The following is a 19,042-nucleotide window of genomic DNA, read 5'->3' as shown; positions in this document are numbered from 1 at the left end:
TTTATGCCTTTGGATGGGCTTGTTTATATATTGATTTTATTCTTTCTATTGAATTGTGTGTGTAAACCTGTGTCGCAGCCAAACTGGAATGTCCCAGCAGCTCCTTTATTGCATTTAAATCTGCTCCCCTGTTTAATAATGAAGTCGCATAGGAATGCCGCAGTACATGCGGGCTCCTCTTTTCCTGTGTTGAAATATAAGTCAAATAACGGTGCACTATTTTATAAATTAAGGTACGATAAGCCACAGCTCCTGTATTGGTAACGAATAACACCCCTGTTTTGTTATTAAAATTCTGCAATGATTTTAAGTCAATGTATGCTTTTATCTGACTCATAAGGGATTTGCTTACAGGCACCACTCTTTCTTTATTCCTTTTCCCCAGAATCCTGATACTTGTTTCATAAAAATCAATATCTGACTCCTTAATTGAAAGCAGTTCTGCCAGCCTGATCCCGGTTCCAAATAGCGTCTCAATCACCAGTTTGTCCCTCACTGAAGGAAAACTCTCGTCAAAAAATTCTTTCGAATCCAGCAACTGGTCCAGCTTCTGATCGTCAACAAATACCGGGAGGCGCTTAGGCACCTTTGGCGCCTTGGCAAAAGACATCGGGTTGACCCTTACAACTTGCTCCCTTATCAGATATTTATAAAAACTTCTCAGCGTTGAAAGCTTCCTTCCGACAGAATTTTCTGAATTTCCATGATCCATCAGCCAAACCATAAAATCCCTCACATGGATGTATGCAGCATCTTTGAGCTCAAGCTCAAATGTTGTCAGTAGAAAATCGCTAAATTGAAGCAAATCTATCCTGTAAGCTTGTATGGTATGCGGAGAATAGCGTTTCTCGTGCTGGAGATAGGTTAGAAAATGGTCAACAGTCATAGAAACTATTTGTATTGCTCGATAAGTGAATATACAAAACATTATCTAACAAATCCATTTTTATCTAAATAAAAAAGCGTCGTCAAAATTTGACGACGCTTCAATACTATATAATAGACTGCGAGGATTAAATAGTTCCTTCCAGTTGCATATTCTGTTTGTAAATTGCGTGCTTTACTAGCGTACGACGAGCTACAGATTTTTTCTCGTATGCCTGACGGCTACGTAGTTCTCTCAAAACTCCCGTTTTCTCAAATTTCTTCTTGAAACGTTTTAGGGCTTTATCTAGTGATTCGCCGTCTTTAATATTAATAATGATCATAACGTAAAAATACCTCCTCTCGCTGTTTTTAGGACTGCAAAGATACGCGTTTTATTTGATTACCAAAATATTAATCTAATTTTATTCACACTGCTGCCGTAAAAAATCCATCATATTCAAAAGTTTAGGGGTAGTAAGTCTTGGATAAGGGTTGGCATACCCCCTAGCCCTTCCAACCCTTACTCAATGCCCTCGTAAGGCTTAACCAAGCAACCGCTAAGCGAACGGATACAAAGCGGATGTAAAAGGCTATTGAGGCTAAGCAATACAAAAAAATCCGGCATTCATACGAATGCCGGATCCTGGTAATGTTTGGTTTAGAATAAATTTTTAAAAATTGATTAACCCCTTTATTATGAGATATAAATTTAACCTTTTAAAACTTCTCTTGCAATAACTATTTTCTGTATTTCGGAAGTTCCCTCTCCTATTGTACATAATTTGCTATCCCTGTAAAACTTCTCTACGGGAAAGTCCTTGGTATATCCATAACCTCCAAAAATCTGGACGGCTTCTGTCGCGCACCTTACCGCTACTTCCGAAGCGAAATACTTGGCCATCGCTGATTCCTTGGTCATAGGCAGTCCGCGGTTTTTCAAATCGGCGGCCTGTCTGATCAGCAGTTCAGCACCTTCAATCTCAGTAGCCATATCGGCCAGTTTAAAGCTAATGCCCTGAAAATTTGCTATAGGCTGTCCAAACTGATGTCTTTCTTTTGCATAGGCCAGCGCTGCTTCATAGGCTCCTTTAGCGATCCCCAATGACAATGCAGCAATTGAAATCCTGCCCCCGTCCAAAATTTTCATAGCCTGCTTAAATCCATCCCCAATATTTCCAAGAATATTTTCCTTCGGCACCCGGCAATTGTCAAAAACCATTTCCGTAGTTTCCGAAGCACGCATGCCCAGTTTATTCTCTTTTTTGCCAGCGGCAAACCCCGGGGTGCCTCTTTCTACCACAATTGCAGAGATCCCTCTTGAGCTTCCCTGTTCGCCTGTCCTCACCATCACCACCGCTACATCTCCGGTTTTTCCATGGGTAATCCAGTTCTTAGCCCCATTCAGCACATATTCATCCCCATCCAATACTGCCGTAGTCATCATTCTCAGGGCATCTGATCCGGTGTTGGCCTCCGTTAACCCCCATGCTCCTATCCATTCGGCCGTAGCCAGCTTAGGCAGCCATTTTTGCTTCTGTTCTTCATTTGCAAATGCCAGAATATGTCCGGTACATAGTGAATTATGTGCTGCCAGCGACAAGCCTATCGATCCGCAAACTCTGGACACACCTACTATTACGTCTACATATTCCTGGTAACCAAGACCTGAGCCGCCATATGTTTCCGGCACCAACACTCCCATCAATCCCAGTTCTCCCAGTTTTTTAAAAACTTCTACCGGAAAATATTGGGCTTCGTCCCATTCCATCACATTCGGACGGATATTTTTTTCAGTAAAATCCTTAACCATTTCCCTGATCATTAATTGGTTTTCTGAGATACTGAAGTTGTAGCCTACAGAATTATCCATTGTTTCTATCATATTTTTTTGATTGAATTCCAGCAATAATAATAAATTTAACCACAGCTCCCTAAGTTTAAAATTTGCAAATTAATAGAACGAAATGGTATTCAGTTCATTAACCTTACTTCTTCTTTTTAAGTTAAATTAAATACTCCATAAAAAAAATTATTTTTTTTAGCTTTAGCATCTAAATTATCTTAATTCTTCCGCACTCATGGGTTATATCAATAGACAGGCAATCATCGCGCAACTAAAAAAAGACCTGATCGGAAAAGATTCTTATCGTGGGGTCACGCTCACTTATTCCTGGTTAGCCAATCAGTTTGGTCATTTTTCACTGGGGTTCATTCCTACCATCATTATTTATAGTTTTCTCAAATCAAAACCAGGCATACAGCATCCGGAACTTTGGGCTGCATTTGGGGTATGGTCGGCATGGATCCTGTTTGAAACCTACAACTTTCTTGGGCCGCTGTTACTTAAAGTACCTACCAAGCGAACAGCACTCAATAAGGGCAATTATACGTTCAGTCCGGCATGGATGAACGTTGCTTTTGACACACTGACGGATCTTATTTATTTTGGCATGGGTGCTTTTGCTGCCAGCCTGGTATGCCATTACCATCCGGGCATGCTGGCCGCTTTGCTGATCTTGCTGCTTCTGGTTGCTTATCCTGCCTATTACTGGTATACTACAAAAATGTATGTGCAAAATGCAGAATATCCTTTTCAATTGCGCCTTAGCCAATGGAACCAGCAGATAGATGATAAAAATAAAGCAGCCATACAGGAATTTCTGGACAATAAAGAACAGGGCAAGCATATGCTGATCTTTGGATCCCGCGGAAGCGGAAAAACCACACTATCTATAGGAATTGCTACGGAAGCTTCTATTAAAAACAATTGTTGCAGCTATGTCACAGCGGTAAAACTATTAAGCCTGTTCTTTGAGAAAACGGCAAACCCCCGGCACCTGGACAAATTGTGGTACTGGCGCAACTGCAACCTTCTGGTAATTGACGACATCAATCCGGGCCAACCGGTGAAAGGTGACATCATTACTACCAGGCTATTCTATGATCTGCTGAACAATGTGGACTGCGGGCCGGACAACATCAGGCATATCAGGGATAAAAATATCATCTGGGTAATGGGCACAGATGACCCTACAAGCCTGCTGGAACAGAAATGGGAAACCCTGCTGCAGCAGATCGGGGTTCAAAAATCAAATATTGTAACTGTAAACCTGGATTAGGCCTTTAAGGAAGGATATTGTTATCATAAGCAAAACTGACCAGATGGGTCAGGCTTTTAAGATCAAACCTTTTATAGAGCGGCAAGATCCTTTTCTCAATAGCTGAATGTGAAACACTCAGTTCATGGGCTATTTCTTTAAATGAATATCCCTTTGCTACCAATGCCAGGGCTTCTTTTTCTTTGTTTGAAATAGCGAAATGATAAAACAGCGCTTTATTTAATTCTTCTTCAAACTTCTCTTTTTCGGGGCCGTATGCAGCATACCGCATTACCTTACCAAATATCAGGCTCCTGTTGACCTGGAACCTCCCGATGATAGAAGTTATCTTTCCTTCTTCTGAACTATACACGCCCACACGCGCCATAATAGGCACCTCATGACCTTCTTTATGGATTTTCTTTAGCTCTATTGTAAAGCTATATTTCTCCAGGTCTTTTGTTTTGCCATGGATAAATTTTAAGGCTTTGTCATTAAGATCATGCGAAAACGGCGCAAAGTCGGGCGCTGACATATTCACAATGGCCAGCATATTGATCTCATCGTCCCTATATCCCAATACCTCTTCCCATCCTGCGGCAAAGATCATTTTATTCAGTTTAAAAGAATAGATATACACGGCTTCTTCCGGAAATTTTGGAATGGTCTGTTTAAAATACAAGGCTTCCTCGCTTGCTGTATTTGCGGGAACATCACTGATGTGTGTCCGCGAGTAATCGCCAAAATTCTTCTTCGATATCATGATAATAACTTTGCCAGCATTCAAAAAACTCCGTGAGACTGTGCATTTTCTCAGTTGACAGCCTTAACCAGCAATACTAACTTTGCACAATTTAGAAAAAATACTTTTTATTCAGGCAACACTATCAAAATTCTGTATAAAAACTTCTTAACTTTAGTAGGAAACTAATGAAAATACCTTTTGGGTATAGGGTGTTAACCGTTCTCTTCCGTTCAGAAAATCAAGTGAAATGATAAAAGAATAAGCAACTACAGTGGCTTCAAGCTGGGATATCAATTTAGAAGCCGCCACTACGGTTCCTCCTGTAGCCAGCAGGTCGTCGTGGATCAAAACCCGCTGACCTGACAGCAAAGCATCCTGATGGCATTCTATCACTGCGCTCCCATACTCCAGGTCGTATGATTGCTGTATGGTTTTGTAGGGTAGCTTGCCGGCCTTACGGACAGGCACAAAAGGAACGTTTAATAGCTGGGCCAACGAGGGACCAAACAAGAAACCCCTGCTTTCAATCCCGGCTACTACATCGATCTCAATTCCCTTTAGCTGATCGGCCAGGGCTTTACTGATCTCAATGCACAATGCCGGATCTTTTAATATTGGGGTAATGTCTTTAAAGACAATTCCAGGTTTTGGAAAATCGTTTACATCACGGACGGCCTGTTTTATTCTTGCTGAGATCATTACTTAAAATTAAGATAAGGTGCTAAACGGTTTATCGTTTCGGCATCCAATATAAGGACTTTACTTAAGTCTGCAATATTTCTATAATCGCCATGTTGCTTCCGGTATTGGACCAGGGCATTGGCCTGCTTATACTTTATATATGGATGATTTTTAAAGTCCCCCGCCAAAACAGCATTGATATAGATCTTTTTAAGGCCTGCTGTATCAAGACTAACCTGACTGTTGATCTCTTTAAATTTAAGAGAATCCAAACCAAAAACTTCCATCAACTGCTCTTTTTTGTGAAACCCGCCTATCCTTTCGCGGTATTTGATGATGCGGCTGGCAAATCCCGGGCCAATACCCTTTATTTCTACCAGTGCGGTACTGTCTGCATGGTTTACCTCTATGATATTCAAGACATGTTTTTTATGCTCAGGCTTTACTGCATCGCCTCTTTTTACATAAAAAGCAGCATTCCCTGGCTTTGGTTCAATGCTCACATAAGGAAATAACCGCTTGTACATTTCATCACTGATGGTATACATCTTTTGCAGGTCTTCCGCTTTTCTAAACTTCCCACCCTTTTTTCTGTAGTTGATGATGGCGGCCGACTGCCGGGCAGATAAGCCCAGGCTTTGCCATTCTTCAATCCCTATGGTATTGGGATCGAAAACAAACAATTCTTGTCTGATCTTAATATGGTCTTCCACTACCTTACGCGGGTAGTGCCTTTTTTCCCTGCTATTTGCGGGCATTTTAATAGCTACAGGTATGTCATGATCTTTGGTTTTGCGCGCAGGCACCATAATTTCATACACCTTCGGAATTGCCGCAATCCCTGCAATCAGCAGCACCAGTGCCAGCATTCCGTTATACTCGCTCCTGCTGATCCCAAAATAGGTATTTAGTAATTTTCTCACAGGCTAAATTACTATAGAAATCTAAGGTCCATCTATCATATTCATATATTTTTTTTTGAATTGTTCATGAATGCTTCACAGTTTTATCTAAGTTTGAGGTTGGATTAATAATTCACTAACCTGCATTTTAAATGAAGATCATCACAACCCAGGAGTTTGCAAAAGCTACCAAGATTGATAAGCTTGGTGTACCAGGCCTTGCGGCTTTACTAATGGAAGTAATGAAACTGAATGACATCAACAAGGTTTTTTCACAGAATAAACATTTTAACGGACTGGAATTCGTCGACAAAATATTAGAGACCATTGGTGTAACGATTGATTTTGACGACGATGACCTGAAGAACATTCCCAAAACAGGGGGATTTATAGCCATTGCCAATCACCCTTATGGTGGCGTTGAAGGACTGGCCCTGGTAAAACTGCTTTGCATGGTAAGGCCTGAAGCAAAGGTAATGGTAAACTTTATCCTTAAAAAAATTCCCAACCTAAGCGAGTTCTTTGTGGCAGTAAACCCTTTTGAAAATGTACAGCATTCTTCCAGCATCAGCGGATTAAAAGCAACTTTCGACCTGTTACAAAATGACATTCCCATCGGCATATTTCCGGCAGGTGAGGTTTCTACTTTCAGCATTGACAAGCAGGAAATCACCGACAGGCTATGGCATCCGGTAGTAGGCAAGCTGATAGCAAGGGCAAAACTGCCAGTCGTACCTATTTATTTTCATGGCAATAACGGGGTGCTGTTTAATATTTTAAGCTTCATTCACCCTACTTTAAGAACTGCAAAACTGCCCTCCGAATTTTTAAACAAACAAGGGTTAAAAATAAAAGTACGGATTGGTAAGCCAATCCATATTGAAGATATTTCTTACAGAAACAATACCAACAAGCTACTGGACTTTTTAAGGGCACGCACCTATGCGTTGGGGACCGGACTGGAGGAAGAGAAGAAATTGTTTAACCCCATTAATCTGTTTAAAATAAAGAAAAAACCCCAGGAGATCGTTGAGGAAACAGACCGTAATAAAATAGTTGAGGAGGTAAGCCAGCTGGAAAGCTTCCGGGTATGGCAGGAAAAAAATTACGAGGTATACATCACACCGACAGTCGCCATTCCCAATATTTTAAGAGAAATCGGGAGGTTGCGGGAGATTACCTTTAGAGAGGTTGGTGAGGGGAGCAACAAAAAGATAGACCTGGACAATTATGACATCTATTACAGCCATCTTTTTATTTGGGACAAGGACCTGCAGAACATTGTTGGCGCCTACCGCATAGGTAAAGGTGATGAGATCTTAAATACCATGGGCCGCCGTGGTTTTTACCTATCAGAGCTGTTTAAAATCAAAGAGCCCTTTTACCCTATCCTTAGAAACGGCATAGAACTCGGGCGCTCATGGATACGTAAAGAATATCAGCAGAAACCGCTTCCACTGTTCCTGTTATGGAAGGGTATTTTAAAGTACCTTATGGACAATCCTCAATACCGGTATATGTTTGGGCCGGTGAGTATCAGCAATAACTTTTCTAAGTTTTCAAAGTCTTTGATTGTAGATTACATCACTAAAAATCATTTTGACTATGAGCTGGCGCATTATGTAAAGCCTAAGAATAAGTTTAAGGCAGACCTGTCGGCCATCAATAAAGACCTGCTGGTAGAAAGCAGCGACTCGCTAAAGGACCTGGACAGCCTGATTTCTGACATCGAAAACACCCACATTAAAATTCCTGTACTGCTGAGACAGTATTTGAACCTCAATGCAAAGATCATTTGCTTCAATATAGACCCTAAATTTTCAGATTGTCTGGATGGTTTTCTCGTAGTAGATACACAGAATATTCCTGCGGAGATACTGGAAAAGGTGGGAAAGAATTTTTAGGGGGAGATCTTTTATTACCCCCCTAAAAATTACTAGTTTGTATAGCCGGTGTGCCCGCTCTTTAAAGCGATACCGTAGCCGGAAGATACTTCGCTATCAAATCTTCGTAGTAGGGTTTTAACTCGCTGACGACCGGCGCTTTTGGGCTCTTGGAATACAGATCATACGGATTGAATTTATCAACCCATTTAAACATTTCCTGATCATGGGCATTCAAGATGTGGTCGTACGAACGTTCACGGTGCTGTGAATAAAAGGAGTGGTAGCGGATCATGTACAAGGCCTGTTCCGGCAGGTAGTTTTTTGTAATATTGTAGAGGTATTCATCATGCCCCCATGACATGTGTATGTTTTCTAATCCGCACTGATGTGTATATACGCCATATTTTGTATTGAAACGCTCATCCTTACTGTCCGGATTGTCCGCAAAGAATTCAGAGAATACGATGTTTTCAGAAAACCTGCATCCTACCGGAAATGAATCACCCACTACATTCCATTGCGGTTCGCCAAACAGGCACAATACCTTACCCAGATCATGTATAAAACCAGTTAGCACAAACCAGTCCGGATGCCCGTCGGCACGGATAGCCTCAGCAGTCTGCAGCAGGTGCTGCAGCTGATCGAGTGAAGTATCAGGGTCTGAATCATCTACCAATTGGTTTAAGTATTCCATGGCAGACCACCAGGGCATTTCCTTCTTATCAAACTTCAGGAAATTTTCCTTTTTGGCCAATACGTTATCATAGGTCTGGTATTTATGGTTCAGCCTGTAAAACTCCCTTACGGAATCAATTTCGGGGCTGTCATAATTCCTGAACTCTTCCTTGCTTTTGGCCGGAACGCCGGGCTCAGGATATCTTTTCAACACATCGTCTTCCCACTCTTCCAGACTTGACAACGGGTTCTTGTCTTCATTTTCTTGCGCTTTCATCACTTTGTATTTTAATACTTATCAATAATTTACTTACCAGAATACTGTATATAATGCGGTCAATATGCCCATGATAAGGATCGAGCCTATCGCGAAACTGGTACTGACCTTAAACATGGAGGTATCTACTTCAATTGAGTTTTCGGTTGCAGCTTTTTGGGGCCTGCTGAGGCTGATCACGATCATCAGGAGTACTATGACTACAAAATCAATAGCCATCCTGTCGAGGAAGGGATAATCGGGAAAAGCACCATTTGTCCACCCAGGCAGAAACTTTAACACCGTTGAAAGTGGAATGGTGATCAGTGCGCCTGTCATGGCGGCTGCGGTGGTGGTGCGTTTCCAGTAAAAACCCAGCAGGAATATCGCCAGTACTCCAGGCGAAATAAAGCCTACATATTCCTGGATAAACTGGTACGCCTGATCAAGCGATCTTAAGGATGGTGTTACGATCGCGGCAATGGTCATAGAAACAACTACTGCCCATCGCCCTACATTTACCATCTTTTTATCCGAGGCCGATCTGTTAAAGTATTTTTTATAAATGTCAAGCGAGAAAATGGTAGATATACTGTTTGCCTTGCCAGCCAATGAAGCGACAATGGCAGCTGTAAGGGCAGCAAAAGCGATACCTTTTAAGCCTGCCGGCAATAAATTCATCAAGGTGGGATAAGCATGGTCCGGTTTCAACACCCCCGCATCCGACATTTCTGTATGAAACAGGCCCTTATTGTGAAGCACATACATCACAATGCCAGGTAGGACAGCAATGACCGGCACGAGTAGTTTTAAAAATGCTGCGAATAAGATACCCTTACGTGCCGTATTTAAATCAGCGCCCAATGCCCGTTGTACGATGTACTGGTTACAGCCCCAGTAGGCCAGGTTGTTGATCAACATACCACCGATTAATACGGATAAACCGGGAAGCTCTTTATAGTATTTATCAGAAGAATCAAAGATCATGTGAAAATGATCAGGTGCTTCTTTTCTTAAGACAGACAGGCCTTTGAAAATATCTCCGCCAAATCCATATTCGTTTGACAGTAGAGAAAGGGCAAGATAAGTAGTAATCAAACCGCCAAAGATCAGTACCATCACCTGGATCACATCAGTATAGCCAATCACCTTCATCCCCCCCAAAGTCACGACCATTGAAAAGATACTGAGCCCTACAATGCACCATTCAAAACTGATGGGTGATATCGAAGAAATGGCCAGGGCCCCCAGGTAGATGATAGAGGTAAGGTTCACAAAAACATACACCAGCAACCAGAATACCGCCATAATGGTACTAACTTTATCATTATACCGCTTCGATAAAAACTGCGGCATGGTAAAGATCTTGTTCTTCAGGTATACTGGGAGGATAAAAATAGCCACAATAATCAATGTGGCAGCAGCCATCCATTCGTAAGAAGCAATGGCAAGTCCCAAAGCAAAACCAGAGCCCGACATTCCAATGAAATGTTCGGCAGATATATTTGAGGCAATCAGAGATGCGCCAATAGCCCACCAGGTGAGTGAACCTTCTGCCAGAAAAAAGTCTTTAGCGCTATTGGAGGTAGTTTTTTTCTTATGATAAATGTAATACCCATATCCGGCTATAGTAATGAAGTAGATAAAGAAAACTACATAATCTAAAATATCCAGATGGTTCATATTTGGTACAGGCTAATCAGAATCATTACTGAATCTGAGTTCAGATAAATTGTATTACATTTGGTTAGTACAAAACCAAATAATAATCTTGTATATCAAAGCTGTATATAAAAAAATTAAATCTTAGTTTTAAACGACATTATTTTTACGAATACGTTTAAGTTGATTCGGCACCTATTTAAATTAACCTCAAAATTTCCAGTATACATGAAAGGCAACGTTACAGTAAAGACATTAGCGCAGGAACTGAATATCTCAATTGCGACTGTCTCTAAGGCCCTGAACGACAGCCATGAGATTAGTCAGGAGACCAAGCAAAAAGTGTGGGACCTGGCAAAAAAACTCAAATATGAACGCAACCCTTCTGCCAGTAACCTGCGCAGCAATAAAACAAAGACGATTGCGGTGATCGTTCCGGAAATAGCCAATAATTTCTTTTCCCTGGCAATCAACGGAATAGAAGAGATCGCAAGAAAGCGGGATTATCATGTACTGATCTACCAGACACATGAAAACAGCGAGATAGAAATTGCCTTTACCGACAGTCTGCTGAGCGGTCGTGTAGACGGAATACTGATTTCTGTAGCCAGCAGCACGGTAAACAGCGAACATTTCAGAGAGCTGGTAAAAAGAATACCCGTTGTCTTCTTTGACCGGACAATAGAGGACATTGATGCGGTAAAGATCACTACCGATGATTATGAAAGTGCCTATAGTGCCACTGAGCATTTAATTGAAAACGGATGCAAAAAGATTGCCTATCTGTGCGCACTCAACAACCTTACTACCGGGAAAAAGCGCCTGTCAGGTTACCAGGATGCATTAAAGGCGCATGATCTGGACTTTCATGACCACCTCATTGTAAACTACGACAATAACATCGACACCAACTACGAAAACATCAGGAACCTGATAACCACACAAAAACCCGATGCCATTATCTCTTCCATAGAGGAGCTGGCTTTGCCTTGTTATTATGTGTGCAGGTCATTGAATTTAACTATTCCAAAAGACCTTAAAATAATCAGTTTTTCCAATTTAGGCACCGCCCCACTGCTGAATCCCTCATTAACCACCATCACACAACCCGCATTTGAAATAGGGAGGGAGGCTGCAGGGTTTTTATTTAAGATACTGGACAACAAACCTATCGATAGGGATGAAATCCCAATATTGAAATCTGTACTGATCAAACGGGAATCCTCAGGCATCTGTTAAATAACTTCACACCTCCTTAACACTGAGTTTAAAACTTTACAGCATCTTTATGGAAATGATTATTTACCACAAAGATGGCCAAAAGAGAAGTTGAGCTGGTAGTCATATCTGATGTACACCTGGGTACTTATGGCTGTCATGCCAAGGAACTGCTCAACTATCTGAAAAGTATAAAGCCTGATACCATCATTCTGAATGGTGACATTATAGACATCTGGCAGTTTAGCAAATCTTACTTTCCTGAATCCCATATGAAGGTGATCCGCAGGATCATGAAATTTATCACAGAAGGGGTCAGGGTGTACTATTTAACAGGTAACCATGATGAGATGCTGCGCAAATTCAGCGATCTTAAGATCGGGAGCTTTCAGCTTACTGATAAACTGGTCTTGCCCCTTGGAAATAAAAAAGCATGGTTTTTTCACGGAGACGTGTTTGACGTGACCATGCAGCATTCCAAATGGCTGGCCAAAATGGGTGCCGTGGGTTATGACACCCTGATCATCATCAACAGCATTGTGAACTGGCTGCTTACCTTGAGCAACCGGGAAAAAATGAGTTTCTCCAAAAAAATCAAAGCCAGGTTTAAGGACGCGGTGAAGTTCATCAACCAGTTTGAAATCACTGCGGCAGAACTGGCGGTAGAAAAAGGGTATGGATATGTCGTATGCGGCCACATACATCAACCAGAGATACGGAATATTGAGACCGAAAACGGAGATGTGTTGTACCTTAACTCTGGCGACTGGGTAGAAAACCTGACCGCTCTGGAGTTTAACAATGACGCATGGAGCATTTATAAATATCTTCCCGAACATTATGCGCAACAGACAGAAGATAACGACCTGCTGGATACAGAAGACCTCAATGAAAAACTGGATGTGAAGTTGATGTTTGAACGTTTCAGGACTGAGTTTCCTGGCTAAACACTAAGAAAATCTGCATACCACAGTCCGGAGGATTTTACAATGCGCTGCTGCGTTTTGAAGTCTACGTAGATCAGTCCAAACCTGGGGTGATAACCTTCTGCCCATTCAAAATTATCTGTCAGTGTCCAGACAAAATAACCATTCACATTTACGCCTTCCTCTTTTGCCTTTAATACCTGCTCAATATTTTCCTGCAGATACTTCAACCGCAGCACATCATTTATTGCTCCTGATTCAGTAACAAAATCTTCAAATGCAGCACCATTTTCGGTAATATAGATTTCTTTGATCTGCTTATATGCTGCAAATTTCTTTAATACATGATAGATGGAGGGAGGATAAACTTCCCATTTCATAGTGGTAACAGGGACATTTCTTTTGTCTGCCCGCACCAGCTGCGCATGCAGGTAAGGTGTGAGCAGCGAATACTTTATTATTTCCCTTGTATAATTTTGCAAACCTATAAAGTCAAAGTCAAAACTCATCTTATCCTCATCGCCTGGATAGAAATATCTATTAAGCTTTTTTAAAACCGGAATTTCCTGCATTGGATAGCCCATACCCAGAAGCGGCTCTATAAACAGCCTGTTGAACAATATATCTGCTCTGGATGCAGCTTCAACATCTCTTTTCCCGGATGAAAAAGGAGTTACATGCGTACAGGAAAAAGTGGTACCGATCCTTGCCTCAGGGCAAATTGCCCTAAGAATCCTTCCTCCTTCGGCAATGCTGAGCACGGCATGGTGCACAGCCGGCAAAAAATTCCTTAATCCCTTACGCCCGGGCGCATGAACTCCCATAAAATAGCCTGCCCCGGTAAACACCATCGGCTCATTCATTACCATCCAGTGCTTTATCCGGTCGCCAAAATGCAAAGCACAAACATTCACATATTCAGAAAACCAGGAAATGACCTCCCTGTTTGTCCAACCACCTTTTTCTTCTAGTGACTGCGGCAGGTCCCAGTGATACAACGTAGGCCAGGGCTCTATTCCCTGTTCCAGACAATGGTCGATCAGCTCGTTATAAAAATCTATTCCCTTTTGATTTACGGTCCCCGTTCCCTCTGGCAGAATGCGCGACCAGGAGATGGAAAACCTGAAATTGGGAATGTTCATTTTTTTCACCAGGGCGATATCAGCTTTATAGCCTTTATAAAAATCGCAGGCTGTTCTTGCATGGTGACCATCCCTGATATTTCCTTTCCGGTTAGAAAACACATCCCATACAGACGCACCCCTTCCATCTACTGCACAACTTCCCTCAATCTGAAATGCAGCAGTAGATACCCCCCAGAGGAAGTCATTTCCGAATAGCTGTTTATTTAACTCAGGCTCATTTTTACCAGGCATTCCTTATTTTAAAAAGGAAGATCTGATCATTGCCATAAAAAACAACTCCTTGAAATAATTGATAAACAACAGTTGGCTTAAATTAAATTTCATAATATACACTGATTGGACAAACAAATTTACCCATCCAACATGTTGTTATTATTTCATTATCATAAAGATTAGGTTAAGAAAGCGGGTTAGCTCAACTTCCAGTCCGGTCTTTCAAAGTGGCAGGTATAGCCATATGGATTTTTTTGCAGATAGTCCTGATGCTCCACTTCGGCGTTCCAAAAATCAGTCTCAGGTACTACTTCGGTTACAATCTTTCCAGGCCATACGCCAGAGGCTTCCATTTCTGCTATCAATGCTTCAGCGGTATCGCGTTGGGTGTCATCACTATAAAAGATCGCCGAGCGATATGAAGTGCCAATGTCATTCCCCTGCCTGTTTCTTGTGGTCGGGTCGTGGATCTGAAAGAAGTATTCGAGCAGCTTACGATAAGATAACTGAGCAGGATCAAATGTAACTGATATCCCTTCGGCATGCGTACCGTGGTTGCGGTAAGTAGCATTTGGCACATCGCCACCTGTATAGCCTACCACCGTTGAAATGACGCCAGGATAATGACGTAACAATTCTTCTACGCCCCAAAAACAACCGCCTGCCAGAATGGCTTTTTCATGATTCATAACAATTTCGTTTTAATATCTAATAAATAAAGGTACGAATGCTTTTGCTTGATACCTCGGCAGAATTTGAATTTTACTTAACTCTGTTTTCTAACGTACTTTGTAAGAATAACTATAAGCTGACTTTCCACACGACCTTCTATCTGTTCTTTATTATCCTCTACAAGCCTGATATTCTTTACTACAGTGCCCAATTTGGCACTAATGCTTGAACCTTTTACATCAAGGGTTTTTATGATTATAACAGTGTCTCCGTTTTCCAGTATGTTATTGTTAGCGTCTTTATGAAATTCGACTGTCGCATCATTTTCATGATCACCTGTGGCTTTGGCCCATACCAGTGTTGCGTCGTCGAGGTACATCATATCCAGGTTATCTATGGCCCAGCTTTCACTTCTCAACCGGTTGAGCATGCGCCAGCTTAGTACCTGAACACCTGGGATTTCACTCCACATACTGGAAGTCAGACAATGCCAGTGACTGCTGTCAAGCACCTCTTTCTTTTCAATCTGCGCCAGGCACTTACTGCATACCAGCACACATTCTTCCGCTGTATTTTGCGTTTGGGGCGGAACTTCATACACACTCAGATTGTCTTCTGATGCACACAATTCACATTTGTGCTCACTTCTTTTTAGCAGTTGCTCTTCCAGTTTCATAAGTATATTGATAATGGCGGCGAAGATACAAAATATCATAAATTGCTTCACCATAATTTAATGACAGCATAATATAGCCCAACTATCTTTACGCAGTAAGTATCTGGTTAAATACTGAGGCAAAAGCCATATGAAACGTATAAAAATCGCTTTTTTTGCAGAGATTTTAATTGAAGATTTTGATGGCGCATCACGCACCATGTTTCAGTTAATTAATAGGATTGACAAGGATAAGTTTGATTTTTTGTTCATATGTGGGGCAGGACCGACTGCCATAAGAAGGTATGAATGCATAAAAATACCGACGATCCACTTGCCAATAAACACCAATTACACCATGGCACTTCCTTCCCTCGCCAAAAAGGAGCTGAAGAAAAAACTCCATGATTTCGATCCCGATGTAATACACATTGCTACTCCCTCTTTACTGGGAGCCTTTGCACTTAAATATGCAAACAAGCACAACATTCCCGTAATTTCTATCTATCACACACATTTCATTTCCTACATTGATTATTATTTTAAATATGCTCCCTTTTTAGTGGGTAAGGTGAAGCAAGCGATAGCCGGAAGCCAAAAAGCATTTTACAACCATTGCGACAAAGTATATATCCCTGCTGAAAGCATCAGGGAGGAGCTTGAGCACATGGGTGTAGCAGCAGAAAGAATGACGATCTGGAAGCGTGGGATAGATACAAAGCTATTTTCACCCGAAAAATCAGATAAAAAGCTGCTGTATAAACTTACAGGCAATAATTATCCCACCATCCTATTTGCCAGCCGCCTGGTGTGGGAGAAGAACCTCGAAACACTTTTCCGCATCTATGACACCGTTCAAAACTTCGGTTTAAAGATAAACTTCCTGATTGCTGGAGATGGAATAGCACTTAAGGCCTGCAAGGTAAAGATGAAAAATGCTGTTTTCACAGGAAAGGTAGATCATGAAACACTTTCCATTTTATACGCCAGTGCAAGTCTGTTTTTATTTACATCCGTATCAGAAACCTATGGGAATGTCGTCCTCGAAGCAATGGCTTCCGGCTTGCCATGTATCATTGCTGATGGAGGCGGTTCCTCTGACTTTGTAGAACAGGGGATCAATGGCTTTAAGTGTGCTCCCTTTGATGAATATGATTATTATAGAAGAATTGCACAGCTACTGAACAATGAAAGCCTAAAAAAACAGTTCATATCAATGGGGCTCCAGTATAGCCGCAGTATGAGCTGGGACCTGCTTGCTGCAACTTATTTTGAAGACCTGGGTCAAATGGCCGGCAAAATTAAACTCGCCAAGGTATGATCTCAGCATGAAGAAAGGGTTGACTATTTTCCTAACGGTCTGTATTCTGGTCTCACTGTTTTTTTTTCTGCAGGCCACCGATTTGAAGGTAGTGATTAGCTTGATCCAAAAAACCGGCTATAAATTTTTCCTGCTGCTGCTGATTACCTTTATCGCTTATTTTTTTGGGACAATAAGCTGGCAGTTTTCTCTGGGTGAATATTCCAGGTCTGTTTCTACAGGCAGGTTATTTCTAATCCGGCATGTAGGGGAAACCGCAGGCATGCTTAACCCCGCCAGTGTAATTGGAGGAGATGCACTAAAAGCAATCATGCTCAGTAAGTACAATATTCCTGAAAGAAAAATTGTTTGGTCTATGCTTTTCTCACGCGGGATCATGATCATTAGCCAGGTGTTACTTTTAGGGCTGACGGCTTTGATCCTTTTGCTGCCCAATCCTTCAAGCCCTGATAAATTATTTAATGGAAAGCAGTCCGGGTTGTATCCCCTGCTTCTAGTGAGCTGGAAAGCAATACGGGTTAAATTTGCCGGAGTTCTTGAGGAGCTGCCGGTTATGTTGCGCGAGAACAGGAGAATGCTGATGTATGCTTGTTTTTTCGCCTTATTGCACTGGGTTTTCGGCGGACTGGAGTTCTATTTTATACTAAAGTTTTTGGGTGTAAAGGTCAGCATCCTGCATGCCCTGCTTGTTGACCTGGGCGTTGTGCTGTTCAGGGCCGCAGGAGCATTTATTCCAGGGCAGCTGGGTATTGAAGAATATGGAAATAAGATCATGCTGCTGGCCATAGGCCTCCCGGCTGAAGAGATCTGGGTAACCGCGTCTATCCTTAGAAGAGCAAGACAGCTGTTTTGGATAGCCTTTGGCGTAGCAGTCTATTTCCTATTGTTCAAAAGACGGGAAACTAGCGCAATGAACTAAAATGGAAATACTATTTGTAAGTCATAAATACCCGCCGGCTACCGGAGGCATGGAAAGACAAAGCTTTGAGCTGATCAGTCAAATGGCACTGCTAACCAAAGTCCACCATATTATTTATGAAGGTCAGGAAAGCAGGTTTAGATTTTTTAGCCAGCTGGGCAAAAGAATCAGGAGGATTGTTGAAGATAATCCCGGAATTTCCATCATTCACTTTAATGATGGCCTTATGGGGGCTTTCAGTATGTTTCACAGGCGGCACAAGAATCTCAAAATAGCTGTCACCCTTCATGGTCTTGATGTGGTTTTTCCGGGGATCATTTATCAAAAGTTTATCTTTCCCAAATTCAATGATTTTGACCTGATCTTTGCAGTGAGCAGTGCTACTGCTTCAGCATGTAAGGCACGCGGGATAGCAGCTGAAAAAATAGTGGTGGTAAACAATGGTGTTGATGCAGGTATCCGGGCAAATATTAGCAGGACACAGGTTGATGCACTATTGTCCCAAAGGTACCAAGCTGATATTGCCGGAAAGAGCGTTTTGGTTGCCATCGGCAGGCCTGTCAAACGAAAGGGCTTTTCATGGTTTATCAAAAACATCCTGCCTTTGCTGCACAAGGATGTTATCTTATTGCTGATAGGCCCGGTACAGGATAAGGAAAGCGGTCTTAGCCGCCTGCTAAAATTTTTGCCTGCTTTTATAAGCCGAAGGATTGAACTTTTTCTGGGCGCTCCAGGTGATGAAACTGATCTGCGGAAATTACTCAAGAAAACAAATGAAAAGTCCCGCGTTATACGCATGGGTAAACTTCCACAAGATGATATTGATGCCATCTTAGGCATTGCCGATGCTTTCATTATGCCAAACATTGAGGTGCAGGGAGACATGGAGGGATTTGGGTTGGTCTGCCTTGAGGCTTGTATGCGGGGAACTAAGGTATTTGCTTCGGCAAGTGGCGGTATAACTGATGCGATCATTCACGGCAGCAATGGAATACTTTTACCACCCGGTCACATCGCTTCCTGGGTCAATGCCCTGAATCAGACCGTTGGCACTCCGGATTCTCAATTGAGCACTCAGGAGATCATATCATTCACATCGAACCGTTTTGGATGGCAGAAAATGGCGGAAGCGTATTTTCTGCACTTTAAGAATCTTTAATGAGCTGTGCATGTTGCGGTCAGATAATTACTTATAGCTGTA

Annotated in this window: 18 protein-coding genes; 7 read left to right on the top strand and 11 right to left on the bottom strand. The window is 41.9% G+C overall.

The genetic code is table 11. The features are described from left to right. Position 1: 1 nt before the first annotated feature. From EZ437_RS07595 to EZ437_RS07585, 3 genes are all read right to left on the bottom strand, one after another. Entirely contained in the window at positions 2-886 is an 885-nt protein-coding gene (locus tag EZ437_RS07595; protein ID WP_131594771.1) for a tyrosine-type recombinase/integrase, read from the bottom strand. A 127-nt stretch (positions 887-1,013) separates the two neighbouring features. Beyond that, positions 1,014-1,208 (bottom strand): 30S ribosomal protein S21, encoded by a 195-nt coding sequence (gene rpsU / locus EZ437_RS07590; protein ID WP_008243148.1) that lies wholly within the window; start codon positions 1,206-1,208, stop codon positions 1,014-1,016. Between the two features lie 368 nt (positions 1,209-1,576). Further along, positions 1,577-2,749 (bottom strand): acyl-CoA dehydrogenase family protein, encoded by a 1,173-nt coding sequence (locus EZ437_RS07585; protein ID WP_131594769.1) that lies wholly within the window; start codon positions 2,747-2,749, stop codon positions 1,577-1,579. Positions 2,750-2,945: 196 nt separating this feature from the next. Here EZ437_RS07585 and EZ437_RS07580 point away from each other — a divergent pair, with 196 nt between their 5' ends. After that, positions 2,946-3,986, top strand: coding sequence for an ATP-binding protein (locus tag EZ437_RS07580; protein ID WP_131594767.1), 1,041 nt, complete (start codon positions 2,946-2,948; stop codon positions 3,984-3,986). A gap of 4 nt (positions 3,987-3,990) precedes the next feature. Here EZ437_RS07580 and EZ437_RS07575 read toward each other — a convergent pair whose 3' ends face one another. From EZ437_RS07575 to EZ437_RS07565, 3 genes are all read right to left on the bottom strand, one after another. Beyond that, on the bottom strand, positions 3,991-4,728 hold the full coding sequence (locus tag EZ437_RS07575) for a response regulator transcription factor (protein WP_131594765.1): 738 nt from the start codon (positions 4,726-4,728) through the stop codon (positions 3,991-3,993). Between the two features lie 153 nt (positions 4,729-4,881). After that, positions 4,882-5,409, bottom strand: a complete 528-nt coding sequence (locus EZ437_RS07570) for an adenine phosphoribosyltransferase (protein WP_131594763.1) — start codon at positions 5,407-5,409, stop codon at positions 4,882-4,884. After that, positions 5,409-6,314, bottom strand: coding sequence for a ComEA family DNA-binding protein (locus tag EZ437_RS07565; RefSeq protein WP_131594761.1), 906 nt, complete (start codon positions 6,312-6,314; stop codon positions 5,409-5,411). Before EZ437_RS07565 ends, EZ437_RS07570 begins: the two co-directional genes overlap by 1 nt. 131 nt (positions 6,315-6,445) lie before the next feature. On the opposite strand from EZ437_RS07565, the gene EZ437_RS07560 reads away from it, so the two are divergent. Continuing rightward, the gene (locus EZ437_RS07560) at positions 6,446-8,197 is read left to right on the top strand and encodes a lysophospholipid acyltransferase family protein (RefSeq protein WP_131594759.1); all 1,752 of its coding nucleotides are present in this window, start codon (positions 6,446-6,448) and stop codon (positions 8,195-8,197) included. Positions 8,198-8,258: 61 nt separating this feature from the next. On the opposite strand, the gene EZ437_RS07555 is transcribed toward EZ437_RS07560, so the two are convergent. Together EZ437_RS07555 and EZ437_RS07550 are read right to left on the bottom strand one after the other, a co-directional pair. Continuing rightward, a complete protein-coding gene (locus EZ437_RS07555; protein WP_131594757.1) occupies positions 8,259-9,131 on the bottom strand; it encodes an inositol oxygenase family protein in 873 nt (290 codons plus the stop codon). A 33-nt stretch (positions 9,132-9,164) separates the two neighbouring features. Further along, on the bottom strand, positions 9,165-10,793 hold the full coding sequence (locus tag EZ437_RS07550) for a sodium/sugar symporter (RefSeq protein ID WP_131594755.1): 1,629 nt from the start codon (positions 10,791-10,793) through the stop codon (positions 9,165-9,167). A 207-nt stretch (positions 10,794-11,000) separates the two neighbouring features. Between EZ437_RS07550 and EZ437_RS07545 the strand changes: the two genes are divergently transcribed. Next, positions 11,001-12,011 (top strand): LacI family DNA-binding transcriptional regulator, encoded by a 1,011-nt coding sequence (locus tag EZ437_RS07545; protein ID WP_131594753.1) that lies wholly within the window; start codon positions 11,001-11,003, stop codon positions 12,009-12,011. A 74-nt stretch (positions 12,012-12,085) separates the two neighbouring features. Beyond that, positions 12,086-12,937 (top strand): UDP-2,3-diacylglucosamine diphosphatase, encoded by an 852-nt coding sequence (locus tag EZ437_RS07540; protein WP_131594751.1) that lies wholly within the window; start codon positions 12,086-12,088, stop codon positions 12,935-12,937. Here the strand turns inward: EZ437_RS07540 and EZ437_RS07535 are convergent. The 3 genes from EZ437_RS07535 to EZ437_RS07525 form a co-directional block, all read right to left on the bottom strand. Next, entirely contained in the window at positions 12,934-14,292 is a 1,359-nt protein-coding gene (locus tag EZ437_RS07535; RefSeq protein WP_131594750.1) for a GH1 family beta-glucosidase, read from the bottom strand. The genes EZ437_RS07540 and EZ437_RS07535 overlap by 4 nt on opposite strands. 179 nt (positions 14,293-14,471) lie before the next feature. After that, a complete protein-coding gene (gene msrA / locus EZ437_RS07530) occupies positions 14,472-14,963 on the bottom strand; it encodes a peptide-methionine (S)-S-oxide reductase MsrA (protein ID WP_131594748.1) in 492 nt (163 codons plus the stop codon). Between the two features lie 77 nt (positions 14,964-15,040). Continuing rightward, a complete protein-coding gene (locus tag EZ437_RS07525; protein WP_131594746.1) occupies positions 15,041-15,622 on the bottom strand; it encodes a PhnA domain-containing protein in 582 nt (193 codons plus the stop codon). Positions 15,623-15,752: 130 nt separating this feature from the next. Here EZ437_RS07525 and EZ437_RS07520 point away from each other — a divergent pair, with 130 nt between their 5' ends. Genes EZ437_RS07520 through EZ437_RS07510 form a run of 3 tightly spaced genes read left to right on the top strand, consistent with a single transcriptional unit; the run spans position 15,753 to position 19,000 of the window. After that, positions 15,753-16,922 carry a glycosyltransferase gene (locus EZ437_RS07520; RefSeq protein ID WP_131594744.1) on the top strand — a complete coding sequence of 390 codons (1,170 nt, stop codon included), beginning with the start codon at positions 15,753-15,755 and terminating at the stop codon, positions 16,920-16,922. A gap of 7 nt (positions 16,923-16,929) precedes the next feature. Then, on the top strand, positions 16,930-17,841 hold the full coding sequence (locus tag EZ437_RS07515; protein ID WP_131594742.1) for a lysylphosphatidylglycerol synthase domain-containing protein: 912 nt from the start codon (positions 16,930-16,932) through the stop codon (positions 17,839-17,841). 1 nt (position 17,842) lies between these two features. Beyond that, positions 17,843-19,000: a glycosyltransferase family 4 protein gene (locus EZ437_RS07510; RefSeq protein WP_131594740.1), complete on the top strand. Its 1,158-nt coding sequence runs from the start codon at positions 17,843-17,845 to the stop codon at positions 18,998-19,000. Positions 19,001-19,042: the final 42 nt, after the last annotated feature.

Origin of the sequence: Pedobacter psychroterrae (genome assembly GCF_004331695.1) — a bacterium.
GTDB classification, from domain to species: Bacteria; Bacteroidota; Bacteroidia; order Sphingobacteriales; family Sphingobacteriaceae; genus Pedobacter; species Pedobacter psychroterrae.
The sequence above is the reverse complement of the archived record's forward strand: the minus strand, read 5'-3'. Positions and strand labels throughout refer to the sequence as shown.

Coding starts and splice junctions, on each gene's coding strand:
- EZ437_RS07595 (WP_131594771.1), bottom strand. CDS start 886: ATGACTGTTGACCATTTTCTAACCTATCTCCAGCACGAGAAACGCTAT.
- rpsU (WP_008243148.1), bottom strand. CDS start 1,208: ATGATCATTATTAATATTAAAGACGGCGAATCACTAGATAAAGCCCTA.
- EZ437_RS07585 (WP_131594769.1), bottom strand. CDS start 2,749: ATGATAGAAACAATGGATAATTCTGTAGGCTACAACTTCAGTATCTCA.
- EZ437_RS07580 (WP_131594767.1), top strand. CDS start 2,946: ATGGGTTATATCAATAGACAGGCAATCATCGCGCAACTAAAAAAAGAC.
- EZ437_RS07575 (WP_131594765.1), bottom strand. CDS start 4,728: ATGATATCGAAGAAGAATTTTGGCGATTACTCGCGGACACACATCAGT.
- EZ437_RS07570 (WP_131594763.1), bottom strand. CDS start 5,409: ATGATCTCAGCAAGAATAAAACAGGCCGTCCGTGATGTAAACGATTTT.
- EZ437_RS07560 (WP_131594759.1), top strand. CDS start 6,446: ATGAAGATCATCACAACCCAGGAGTTTGCAAAAGCTACCAAGATTGAT.
- EZ437_RS07555 (WP_131594757.1), bottom strand. CDS start 9,131: ATGAAAGCGCAAGAAAATGAAGACAAGAACCCGTTGTCAAGTCTGGAA.
- EZ437_RS07550 (WP_131594755.1), bottom strand. CDS start 10,793: ATGAACCATCTGGATATTTTAGATTATGTAGTTTTCTTTATCTACTTC.
- EZ437_RS07545 (WP_131594753.1), top strand. CDS start 11,001: ATGAAAGGCAACGTTACAGTAAAGACATTAGCGCAGGAACTGAATATC.
- EZ437_RS07540 (WP_131594751.1), top strand. CDS start 12,086: ATGGCCAAAAGAGAAGTTGAGCTGGTAGTCATATCTGATGTACACCTG.
- EZ437_RS07535 (WP_131594750.1), bottom strand. CDS start 14,292: ATGCCTGGTAAAAATGAGCCTGAGTTAAATAAACAGCTATTCGGAAAT.
- msrA (WP_131594748.1), bottom strand. CDS start 14,963: ATGAATCATGAAAAAGCCATTCTGGCAGGCGGTTGTTTTTGGGGCGTA.
- EZ437_RS07525 (WP_131594746.1), bottom strand. CDS start 15,622: ATGAAACTGGAAGAGCAACTGCTAAAAAGAAGTGAGCACAAATGTGAA.
- EZ437_RS07520 (WP_131594744.1), top strand. CDS start 15,753: ATGAAACGTATAAAAATCGCTTTTTTTGCAGAGATTTTAATTGAAGAT.
- EZ437_RS07515 (WP_131594742.1), top strand. CDS start 16,930: ATGAAGAAAGGGTTGACTATTTTCCTAACGGTCTGTATTCTGGTCTCA.
- EZ437_RS07510 (WP_131594740.1), top strand. CDS start 17,843: ATGGAAATACTATTTGTAAGTCATAAATACCCGCCGGCTACCGGAGGC.